This window comes from Sulfurihydrogenibium yellowstonense SS-5 (genome assembly GCF_000173615.1).
GTDB lineage: Bacteria > Aquificota > Aquificia > Aquificales > Hydrogenothermaceae > Sulfurihydrogenibium > Sulfurihydrogenibium yellowstonense.
In genome coordinates this window covers 1-10,439 of sequence record NZ_ABZS01000039.1, presented here as the reverse complement: position 1 = coordinate 10,439, position 10,439 = coordinate 1, and the positions used below count along the sequence as shown (strand labels likewise).

Genomic DNA, 10,439 nt, shown 5'->3' with positions numbered 1-10,439 from the left:
TTTATCCTTTCTATATCAAATGGTTTTATGATGTAGTCATAGGCTCCATGCTTCATTGCTTCAATTAAATATTTATACTCAGAGTGACCGGAAATGATTACAACGTACGGATAGTCTTCCAACGTGCTTATTTTCTTCAGCAGCTCAAGCCCATTAGAACCTTTTAAACCAATATCTAAAAATATAAAGTCCGGTTTGTACTGTGATATTACGTTTAAATCTTTTGGTGCTTCTTCAAATTCGTATGCTTCAACGTTTTCTTTATGTAATATTCTTTTTAGTACATTTCTTGTGGTTTTTTCGTCTTCAAAGATTAAAGCTTTTAGCATTTTTCCTCACTCAATGGGTAAGATTATTTCAAAGGTTGAATTGCCTATATATCTTAATATACCTTTATGCTGTTTTACAATTTTGTATGACCTTGCAAGTCCAACACCTGTTCCAAACTCTTTTGTTGTATAAAATGGAATAAAAAGTTTATCTAACATATCTTCGGGAATCCCCGGACCTGAGTCTTTTATCTTTATAGATATTTTATTTCTTTTTGGTGAGTAAATTTCATCAGAAGAAATTCCGGTCTCTACTTCTACCTTTCCTTTAAAATTGATAGCTTCAAGAGCATTTTTTATGAGATTTTCTATAACATTTAGTATTTGATTTTTATCTATTTTTATTTCCGGTAAACTTGGGTCGTATTTTCTCACAAACTCAACTTCTGAATAAATTTTGCTAAATTTTGCTATTACATTATCTATCAGCTTATGAATGTTTTCTTTTGAGAGGTTTAGCTTTTCCGGTTTGTTTAAGTATGCTATTTGATTTATAAACTCTTCAATTCTTTTTATTTCGTATAATATGTCATCTAATAACTCTTTATCTTCCGGATTGTCTTTTAAATATTGGACTGCTGCTTTGATTCCGGTGATCGGCCCTTTCATATCATGGAAAAGTTCTGAAAGCATTTTAGAAAAAGCATATAAAGTTCCTTCTCTTTTTGATTCTTCTTCAAGATTGTAAAATCTTGTGATATCTCTTAACAATAGTATGACTTTATCATTTTCGTATGGAAAGATGTCAATCAAAAATTTGTACCCATCTATCTCTTTATATAGATTTTTAACCGGAATGCCTTCTTTTACATACTTTAAGTTGATAATATCTGATAAAAGCTTATTTAGCTTTCTGCCAAGAATAGACCGGTAGTTTTCAAACTCTTGATTTGAGTATAAAATCCTTCCGCTATAATCTAAAACTGTTATTGGCTCTAAGATACTTTCTAAAATTTCCTTTTCAAACATTTAGCTCCTGGCATATACTTAAAATTTTAAGCACTGACTGACTGCTTTTTAACTCTTTGTCAGATTCTGCTATATTTCTTAATATAAAACCGATTGCAGTTTTATCTTTAATATTAACAGAAGTTATAAATCCAACCGGTTTGTCGTTTAGAAGCACTTTTTCATTTTCATCTAATGCATTATCAAAGCTAAATTTTACCATAACCCTTGGTGGCTTACCTCTAAAATACACTCTTGCTATAGCCTCCTGTCCTACATAGCATCCTTTGTTTAGGCTTATGGCATATTTCCAAATGTTAGTTTCAAGGGGGAGGACTTTTTCTACCAACTCTTTTCCAATTTTTGGAATACAGTTGTTGATTCTCAAATTTTCAAACTTTCCTTCATCTATTTTTAAATCTGTTGGCAGGCTTGATTTAATAGATTCAAGGTTTCCGAATATATCAAAACCTTTTTGTCCTAATCTTAAAGGATTGTTTGCTATGTAGATATTTTCTGATTTTAGATATTTAAATCTCTCCGGCACTTCATTAAATGTTTGTTGTATAAACTTTTCACTATCTTCTCCAAATATGTAGATATGCTCAAGTTCTAAAACTTCAAAAAAGACTTGATAAGAAAGTTTAAGCTGTTTTAATTTGTTGAATACTTCATCTCTATCACACTCAAAGTCAAGAATGTAGTTTTCGTTGTCTTTAAAAACATAAAAATCCCAAATAGGAGAACCTTTATGGTCTAACATAAGGTTGTAATTGAATTCTTTGTCATTAAGCTGAGCTATATTGTTTGTTAAAATACCTTGTAAAAAAGCTGTATGCTCTTCTTTAATACCTTTAAGATTTAACTTTGACTGTTTACCTTTAACCAAAATTTTATTTCTTTTTAGCTTTATCCAATTCATTTTTGTCCTCCTTTTTTGATATTATTCATTTAATATTGATAAAAATCAATGATTTTTCTTATTATTTTTTTAAATTTGCACTTGTTTTATACAGTTAGTTGTTGCTAACTAATGTTTATAGGTGTATGATAAAATTATTAAATTTTTTAAGAAATTTGGAGGTTGTAGTCATGGCAAAAATTGTGATTGCAGGAAGTGGATTTGCAGGACATTATGCGGCTCTTATTTTAGCAGACAGGCTAAAGCCAAAAAATGGTAATCACGAAATAACAGTGGTTACACCTAACGAAACATTCAATTACATTCCATCTCTAATTTGGGTTGGTGTTGGACAGATGCCTGTTGAGAAAACCCAGTTTCCACTAAAGCCTGTATACGACAAATTTGGGATTAAGTATGAAAGAGCATTTTTAACGGAAGTTCATCCGGATGATAACTATGTTATGATAAAGCCGGTTGGATCTGAGCAAGAAAAAAGATTGAATTACGATTATCTTCTTGTTGCAACAGGCCCTAAGTTAAACTTTGATGCTACTCCAGGACTTGGTCCGGATAAAGGCTATACGTATTCTGTTTGTACACCTCCTCACGCTGTAGAAACTGCCAAAGCTTATTTAGAACTTGTAAAAAGATTAGAAAAAGGCGATAAAGCTAAAATCGTTATCGGAACAGGACATGGCACTTGTACTTGTCAGGGTGCAGGATTTGAGTTTATCACTAACGTCCATAAGGACCTTGTTGATAGAGGATTAAGGGATAAAGTTGAATTAATATGGCTTTCCAATGAACCAAAGCTTGGAGATTTTGGAATTGACGGACTCGAAGCTAAAAAGGGCTCATTGATCTTTACTTCAGAAATGATGGCAGAAGGTATATTCTACGATTATGGAATTAACTACGAAATCAGAAGCCATGTTCATAAAGTTGATGAAAAGAAAATATACATTGAAAACTTAGACGGAGAGTTCAAAGAAATAGAATATGACTTTGCAATGCTCCTTCCACCATTTGCAGGACAGCCAATTAAATGGATAGATAAAGATGGTAATGATATAAAAGATAAGATGTGTAACCCGGCTGGATTTGTAAAAGTTGATGCTGTATATGGAAAACCTTATGAAGAATTAGACGGTCCAGATTGGCCTAAAACATATCAAAACCCTACCTATAAAAACATTTTTGCAGCCGGTATTGCTTTTGCTCCACCCGGACCTATATCAAAACCGGGTAAATCTCCAAATGGAACAATAATAGCACCAGCCCCACCAAGAACAGGTTATACTGCAGAGTTAACTGGAAAAGCAGCAGCGTTAAATATTGTTGACATGATTGAAGGAAGAGAACCTCAAAATACAGCTTCAATGGCAGAAACACCGGGATTATGCGTTGCTTCGATGAAAAACGGAATCTTTGACGGTATGGCAGGAACGATTGCAATCTTTCCGGTTGTAAGAAATAGAGCTAAATATGGCGAATATGGAAGAGATTTAGATTTATGTGTTGCAGAACCAGGAAAAGCTGGAGCATGGTTCAAGCTCGGCTTACACTATGCATTTTTATGGAAATTACAAGGCAAGCCTTTCTGGAAATTAATACCTTGAAAAAATCTTAAAAGGAGGGATTATAAATGGCTCAAGCAAAATTTAGATTTTCAGATTCAGATAGAAGAAAAATGCACTCTTTAATATCTCAGTTTTTTAGAGCTATAAGCTTAGCGTTCCATTTCTTAAAATTAGTTAAAGAAGCAGATAAAGGATATAAAACTCACTAATAGAATTTTGCCCCCATTAAGGGGGCTTTTATTACTTACATCTAATCTCTTTTAAGACTTACATCATGAAAAAGTCCATCTTACAATCTTAGGCATATTGTGTATAGTCAATTCTTAAATTGTCTATGTATGGTCAGTCTATAAACCGCTACTACAACATTCAACGCTTTTCATACCACTTATTCACTTACATACATTTTTCTTGTTGCATAACTTTATAATGTTATTTACTAACTTTTTTCTTTTCTACTTTCCTTCAGTAGAGACTGCTTGCAAGATCCACGTCGTCATTCTGAACCAGGCGAAGAATCTCCTGTTTTTCTTTTCAAGTAAAAAATCAAAAGATGAGATCCTTCAGCCTTCGTTCTAATTATGACGAGGAAAGGCAAAATTTACAGAAATTTTTGAACACCCTCAATTTTGAATTGACATTTTTAAATTAAAGCATTATTATTAGAAAGAAAAACAAAAACAGGAGATAAAAAATGAAAGACATAGAAAGAGAAAAAATAATTAATTATTTCAACTACAATATAGCCTTAGAGCATAGCGCAATCATTCAGTATTTATTTCATGCCTACACAATTGGAGAAGCTGAAACGGAAAATGAAATTGAAGAAATAGCCAGAGAAGAGATGAGACATCTAAGAATGTTTGCCCACAAAGTTGTTGAGCTTGGGGGAGACCCTGCAATTTCTGAAAGAGCATCGGTCTTCTTACATGCTCCAACCTTAGAGGAATTAATGCAGCTTAACATTGATTCAGAACTAATGGCAATTAAAGAATATTCAAACCAATTAAATGATATAAATGATGAATCGAGTAAAAAAATTCTTTCAAGAGTCATAAATGATGAAACAGCACATAGCCAAATATTTATAAAAATGAAAGAGAATTTAAAACAATTAATCAAATCATCTTCTTCACAAGCTGAGCAAGAGAGAATGGAAATAGCACAGTTATTAAATACAGTACTACAAAAACAATACAAGAAGATTTTAGAAGAGCTTTACCAATCATTCATAACAAGACTTAAGAATCCCCATTTAAGCGATGAATTAGAACAAAAAGCCATAGATAAAATGAAACACTTTGGCTGGATAGCCGAAGAACTAACAGAGAATGGAATAGAAATTGACGTATCTTTACCAAAAGTTGAAAAGTTTAATCAAATTAATCAAATAGTAGAATACAATGTCCAAGAAGAAAATATATCTTCTCAAGAGTTTAAAGACCTTTCAGAAAAAACCAAAGAAGAAAGCTTAAAATGGATTTTAGAAAGAATCTCAAAAAGGGAAATACATTACAAAGATTTAAAAGCCTTCTTAGAAAGAAGCGACCTTACAGAAAAAGAACATTCTAAAATAATATCAGCTTTTACTGTTGGCAGTTTATTTAAAAAAGGAGCTAAATAGCGGCTCCTTTTAGCACATTTTCACATTCACAATTAAATCTTTCTGGAAGATTTTCTATAAAATCTAACACGACAGTTTTTATTTGTTCATTCTTTTCTTTCATCATTTCCACAACTTCGTCAGACGTTAATCTATTTTGCGATATACCTGCTGCAAGGTTTGTCACAACGCTGATAGAAGCAAAATGCATTTTTAACTCTCTTGCAAGAACAATCTCTGGCACAAGTGTCATCCCTACTATATCAGCACCAATTAATCCTAAAAATTTTATTTCAGCTGATGTTTCAAGCCTTGGTCCTTCTGTGGCTGCATAAACACATTTTTGATGAAAAGGAAAGTTATTTTTATCACACACTTTTATCAGAACATCTCTCATTTCCGGGCAAAAGGGGTTTGTTACATCTATATGAACAACTCTTTTATTTTTTAAAAATTCAGAAACTTCGTCCTTTATTTCAGTATCATCATTTTTTGAGCACACACCTTCATAAAAAGTTTGAACTCTTGACTTAGTAAAATCAATAAACTGGTCAGATATCACAAAATCCCCGGGTTTTAAACTTGGATTAATTCCACCAACTGCAGAGATAGATAAAATTTTATTCACTCCAAGCTTTCTAAACCCCCATATATTAGCTCTAAAATTTATCAAATGTGGTGGGTATTTATGACCTTTTCCATGTCTTGGCAAAAAAACTACTTTTCTACCTTCATACTCAGTAATGATATATTTATCTGATGGCTCTCCAAAAGGCGTTTCTATTGCTATTTCATCTAAGATTTTAATTCCATCAATTTGGTATAGTCCGCTACCACCTATTATCCCTAACATAATAACTCCTTATTTAGACTCATAAAATAGATATCTACCACAGTTAGGACAAGTAAATAATTTTTCCGACTTTAAAAGTTCTGTAAATATTTTTGGCGGAATTACCATATAACAGCCGGTGCATACTTGGTCTTCAACTATCGCTATGACTTTATTTTTTACTCTTTTCTTGATGCTTTCGTACTGACTTAAAGCTTGTGGTTTTATGGTATTGACTAATTCTTGTCTTTGTGTGATTAGCTTATTAAGCTCTTCTTCTAATTGAGTTTTTTTGGAGTTTAAGGCTTTAATTTCATTTTCTAATTCTTTTATTTTTTCTTCTCTAATCTTATCAAACTCTTTAATCTCTTTTGCTAAATTTTCTATCTCTTCCATTAATTGAATAATTTCATCTTCTAAATGAATGATATTTTCTTCAGCTTGAGCTTTTTCTCTCAGCAGAGCTTTATACTCTTCATTACTTTTTACTTTATTTAAAGCTATTTCAAGCTTTGCTATTCTGTCTTGAAATGTTTGAATGTCTAACTCTTTTTCTTTTTTTTGAAAATCTAACTCTTTTTTTCTATGGATAAGTTGGTCGTGCTTAATTTTTAAAGATTCGATTTCTTTTCGGAGTTTTTCTATTTCTGCTGGAATTTTTTCTAATTCTGAATTTATGCTTTCTATTTGGTTATCAAGTTCTTGGAGGTTTAATAATTTTGATGCTGTAACACTATCCATTCTTTCTCCGATGTAATTTTAGATTTATGGGCCCGGAGGGACTCGAACCCCCGGCCGGACGGTTATGAGCCGTCTGCTCTAACCAACTGAGCTACGGGCCCCTTTGCTTTTGGAATTAATAATATAATATATTTTCAAGGGGTTGTCAATTAGAAAAAATTAGTTTATAATAACCTATACTTAAGGAGGTAATACGATGATGAAGGTATTGAAATACGCATATTTTATGGTTTTACTAATAGGATTAAATGTTTTAAAAGCAGAAACTTTGGAGCCGAAAAATATAAGCTCAGCTGTTGAAGATAAGCTTGAAAACTCTAAAGATATTAAAGCTTTAGAAAATTACTTAAAAAAATCAGAAGATGAGCTATTTAAAGCTGAGATTGAAAAGAGGAAAAAAGATTATATTTCAAAGCATAGAAGAGAGTTAGAATCTTACATTGAAAATGGTAAAAATGTTATTCCTTTAATTTACAGCATTTTAATAAAACATAATCTACCACCGGAACTTTTAGCAGTTCCTATTATAGAAAGCAATTACAAAATTATGGCAAAATCACCAAAAGGTGCTGCAGGCTTATGGCAATTGATGCCTGAAACTGCAAGAAATTTTGGGCTAAAAGTAAGCGAAGAAGTTGATGAAAGGTTAGACCCTATAAAATCTACACTTGCGGCAGTAAAATATTTTAAAAAACTCTATTCTGTTTTTGGAGATTGGCAATTAGTTCTTGCAAGTTATAACGCCGGTCATAATAAAGTAATTACAAAAGTTAGCTATCATGGAAATTCATTTAGTAGCATTAAAAATTTCTTGCCAAAACAAACAAAAGAATATGTTTTAAATTTTATCGCAATTGCTCAAGCAACGACAGAAATAATTAAGAAAAAAGGATTAGATAAAGAAGATGTAAACTTTGATATTGTAAAAGTAAATAAAGGATATACTTTTGAAGAAATATCAAAATTAACTTATATTAAAAGAGAAACCTTAGATAAATTAAATCCTCACTTATTGAAAAAAAGAATACCTAACGATGGAGAAGAATATAATTTATATGTACCAAAAGGTTATGGTAAACTTGTAAAAGCTCTACTTGATGATAGTGTTTAAATTTTTGATTCAGAGAATAGATCTGTGGAAAAATTAAATAATATGAGGGCCTTCCAAAAACCGACATTGTCATTTTGAGTGAAGCGAAGAATCTCCTGTTTTCTTTTCAAGTCAAAAAATTAAAAGATGAGATTCTTCAGCCAGAGGCCTCGGGATAACAAGGAAAGATAAGATTACAAGAATTTTGGAGCAGTCTTTATATTTTCTGTATATCGAGGTTTGCTGCAAAAACCTCAACTTGCGGATTTTTTAAAAATTTGGTATAATGTTTTATACCTTGGCAATTGAATAAGGTTTTTACGAATTTATTTTTAAGTTAAAAGCTGACGGGTTTGTAGTCTACCTGTGAGGAATTGACTTATAACCTCAGATGCTTCTCTTTTCGTATACTTTATTAGTTTGTAGCCTACCTATAAGGAGTTGAATTGCAAACTCTTCGTATTTGTCTTCATTCCAAAAAGTGTTTATAGTCTACCTATGAGGAATTGAAACGGTAGAAGATGGAATTTATTGATTTTCTTTATTTTCTTTATTTTCTTGTTTGTAGCCTAACTATGAGGAGTTAAAATTCTGAAACTTTTTTGAGAATGGCAATTAAAGAAGATTTTTGCGATTTTATTTCTGAATTAAAACTTAATTTAATTATTACATCTAAACCTTTCAGGTTATATAAAATCTTTTCTATGCTATAACATTCCTCATTGATAACATCTCTACTTCTTCACCCAAGCCTTTGAATGCTATAATAATATCCCAATTTTTCGCAAAAAAGGAGCATCAATGAAGAGTTTTCCTGTAATCAAGCCTATAGATAAAAAAATTTTTAAAATTGAATTTAAAGACCCATATTTAAAGCCAGCCGTTATTGAGACTGAAGAGCAGTTTAAAGAGCTGATTCAAAATCTTATAGCAAATAAAAGGCAAGAAGAAGCTAAAGAACTTACTCAGCAGTGGATAAATCTTAAAAAAGAGCATTTTAAACTAAATTATCATGGAAAGTTTTTAAATCTTGGAATCAAGACAGCCATAATGGGCATAATCAACGTTACTCCTGACTCATTTTCAAATGGTAGTGAAGATTATAAAGATATTAACAAAATCCTTAAAAAGGTAGAGTTTATGCTTGAAAATGGAGCAGATATTATTGATATAGGTGGTGAGTCTACAAGACCGGGAGCTACGCCAATTTCAGCAGATGAAGAGATAGAGAGAGTTATTCCAGTAATCCAAGCAATCAGAAAAAATCTTGGAGATAGATTTTTGTTATCAGTTGATACATATAAATCAACTGTTGCTGACATTGCAGTAAGTGAAGGAGCTGACATAATCAACGACATAAGCGGAATGACTTTTGACGATAAAATGGCTGACGTAGTAGCTAAGCACGACTGTCATATTGTTATAAATCACATAAAAGGAACGCCGCAAACATGGCAAACACAGGAGATTTACTATGATGATGTTGTTTATGAAATTATAGAATTTTTTAAAAATCAAATCAGCTTTGGAATTTCAAGAGGAATTAAACCAGACAGGTTTATCATAGACCCAGGAATAGGATTTGGGAAAAAAGTCGAGCATAACGTTGAAATCATCAAAAGATTAGACGAGTTTAAAATTCTTGGACTACCAATTCTGATAGGCATATCAAGAAAATCATTCTTAAACATAATCTTAAAAAATCTATTAAATAGACCGGATACTTTGCCGAAAGAAAGATTACCGGCAACCCTTGGAGCAACAGCCTACGCAGTTTTAAAAGGAGCACATATCGTAAGAGTTCATGATGTAAAAGAAACAGCAGAATTTTTAACCATATTAGACACAATCAGAGGATACAAGATTGAATGAAACAGAAATTATACAAACGCTTTTAAACATAAGATTTACTGATGTATTAGATATTCTTATAGTTTCTATAATTATTTACTACCTTCTTAAATTTTTAGCCGGAACAAGAGGATGGCAAATACTAATAGGTTTACTCATTCTTTTACTTTTTTGGATTGTAGCAAAAATCTTTCAATTTGAAACCTTAGGGTGGATTTTTGAAAACTTATGGAGTATTGGAATATTTATTATCGTGGTTTTATTCCAACCAGAACTAAGAAGAGGATTGGCTAAGCTTGGAGAAAAAGGAATATTCAAATTTTTATCACCATCAAATAAAAAAGTTGTTGATGACGTAATTAGGGCATGCTTATTTATGGCAGATAGAAAAATAGGAAGTTTGATCGTGTTTGAAAGGACGGTTGATTTGACAAATTATATTGAAGGATTCGTTAGAATAGATGCAGAAATTACACCAGAAATACTCATAACCATATTCACACCACAGACACCTTTACATGATGGAGCAGTAATAATAAAAGAAAAGAAAATAGCATTTGC

11 protein-coding genes and 1 tRNA gene are annotated in these 10,439 nt (G+C 31.7%); 6 read left to right on the top strand and 6 right to left on the bottom strand.

The window, feature by feature from the left end; genetic code table 11:
- From SULYE_RS02570 to ygfZ, 3 genes are all read right to left on the bottom strand, one after another.
- Positions 1 to 329, bottom strand: a 329-nt coding sequence (locus SULYE_RS02570; RefSeq protein WP_007546201.1) for a response regulator, incomplete at its 3' end; no start/stop codon positions are given.
- A 6-nt stretch (positions 330 to 335) separates the two neighbouring features.
- Positions 336 to 1,298, bottom strand: coding sequence for a two-component system sensor histidine kinase NtrB (locus SULYE_RS02565; protein ID WP_007546200.1), 963 nt, complete (start codon positions 1,296 to 1,298; stop codon positions 336 to 338).
- Entirely contained in the window at positions 1,291 to 2,199 is a 909-nt protein-coding gene (ygfZ, locus tag SULYE_RS02560; protein ID WP_007546199.1) for a CAF17-like 4Fe-4S cluster assembly/insertion protein YgfZ, read from the bottom strand. The genes SULYE_RS02565 and ygfZ overlap by 8 nt, the downstream gene beginning before the upstream one ends.
- Positions 2,200 to 2,369: 170 nt before the next feature.
- On the opposite strand from ygfZ, the gene SULYE_RS02555 reads away from it, so the two are divergent.
- The 3 genes from SULYE_RS02555 to SULYE_RS02550 all read left to right on the top strand — a co-directional run bounded on the left by SULYE_RS02555 (position 2,370) and on the right by SULYE_RS02550 (position 5,385).
- Positions 2,370 to 3,800 carry an NAD(P)/FAD-dependent oxidoreductase gene (locus SULYE_RS02555; protein ID WP_007546197.1) on the top strand — a complete coding sequence of 477 codons (1,431 nt, stop codon included), beginning with the start codon at positions 2,370 to 2,372 and terminating at the stop codon, positions 3,798 to 3,800.
- 26 nt (positions 3,801 to 3,826) lie between these two features.
- The gene (locus SULYE_RS08320) at positions 3,827 to 3,970 is read left to right on the top strand and encodes a hypothetical protein (protein ID WP_007546195.1); all 144 of its coding nucleotides are present in this window, start codon (positions 3,827 to 3,829) and stop codon (positions 3,968 to 3,970) included.
- A gap of 485 nt (positions 3,971 to 4,455) precedes the next feature.
- Positions 4,456 to 5,385: a ferritin-like domain-containing protein gene (locus SULYE_RS02550; RefSeq protein ID WP_007546194.1), complete on the top strand. Its 930-nt coding sequence runs from the start codon at positions 4,456 to 4,458 to the stop codon at positions 5,383 to 5,385.
- Here SULYE_RS02550 and mtnP read toward each other — a convergent pair.
- The 3 genes from mtnP to SULYE_RS02535 form a co-directional block, all read right to left on the bottom strand.
- Entirely contained in the window at positions 5,378 to 6,217 is an 840-nt protein-coding gene (mtnP, locus tag SULYE_RS02545) for an S-methyl-5'-thioadenosine phosphorylase (protein ID WP_007546193.1), read from the bottom strand. The genes SULYE_RS02550 and mtnP overlap by 8 nt on opposite strands.
- Before the next feature lie 9 nt (positions 6,218 to 6,226).
- A complete protein-coding gene (locus tag SULYE_RS02540) occupies positions 6,227 to 6,937 on the bottom strand; it encodes a zinc ribbon domain-containing protein (protein WP_007546192.1) in 711 nt (236 codons plus the stop codon).
- A 27-nt stretch (positions 6,938 to 6,964) separates the two neighbouring features.
- A tRNA-Ile gene (locus SULYE_RS02535) sits at positions 6,965 to 7,038 on the bottom strand.
- Between the two features lie 95 nt (positions 7,039 to 7,133).
- Here SULYE_RS02535 and SULYE_RS02530 point away from each other — a divergent pair.
- The 3 genes from SULYE_RS02530 to SULYE_RS02520 all read left to right on the top strand — a co-directional run.
- The gene (locus SULYE_RS02530; protein ID WP_043989043.1) at positions 7,134 to 8,048 is read left to right on the top strand and encodes a lytic transglycosylase domain-containing protein; all 915 of its coding nucleotides are present in this window, start codon (positions 7,134 to 7,136) and stop codon (positions 8,046 to 8,048) included.
- A 780-nt stretch (positions 8,049 to 8,828) separates the two neighbouring features.
- On the top strand, positions 8,829 to 9,899 hold the full coding sequence (folP, locus tag SULYE_RS02525; protein ID WP_007546190.1) for a dihydropteroate synthase: 1,071 nt from the start codon (positions 8,829 to 8,831) through the stop codon (positions 9,897 to 9,899).
- Positions 9,892 to 10,439, top strand: a 548-nt coding sequence (locus tag SULYE_RS02520; protein WP_007546189.1) for a diadenylate cyclase, incomplete at its 3' end; no start/stop codon positions are given. The genes folP and SULYE_RS02520, both read left to right, overlap by 8 nt.

Bases quoted from the DNA above. Each gene is read 5' to 3' on its own strand.
- SULYE_RS02565 (WP_007546200.1), bottom strand. From the start codon at position 1,298: ATGTTTGAAAAGGAAATTTTAGAAAGTATCTTAGAGCCAATAACAGTT.
- ygfZ (WP_007546199.1), bottom strand. From the start codon at position 2,199: ATGAATTGGATAAAGCTAAAAAGAAATAAAATTTTGGTTAAAGGTAAA.
- SULYE_RS02555 (WP_007546197.1), top strand. From the start codon at position 2,370: ATGGCAAAAATTGTGATTGCAGGAAGTGGATTTGCAGGACATTATGCG.
- SULYE_RS08320 (WP_007546195.1), top strand. From the start codon at position 3,827: ATGGCTCAAGCAAAATTTAGATTTTCAGATTCAGATAGAAGAAAAATG.
- SULYE_RS02550 (WP_007546194.1), top strand. From the start codon at position 4,456: ATGAAAGACATAGAAAGAGAAAAAATAATTAATTATTTCAACTACAAT.
- mtnP (WP_007546193.1), bottom strand. From the start codon at position 6,217: ATGTTAGGGATAATAGGTGGTAGCGGACTATACCAAATTGATGGAATT.
- SULYE_RS02540 (WP_007546192.1), bottom strand. From the start codon at position 6,937: ATGGATAGTGTTACAGCATCAAAATTATTAAACCTCCAAGAACTTGAT.
- SULYE_RS02530 (WP_043989043.1), top strand. From the start codon at position 7,134: ATGATGAAGGTATTGAAATACGCATATTTTATGGTTTTACTAATAGGA.
- folP (WP_007546190.1), top strand. From the start codon at position 8,829: ATGAAGAGTTTTCCTGTAATCAAGCCTATAGATAAAAAAATTTTTAAA.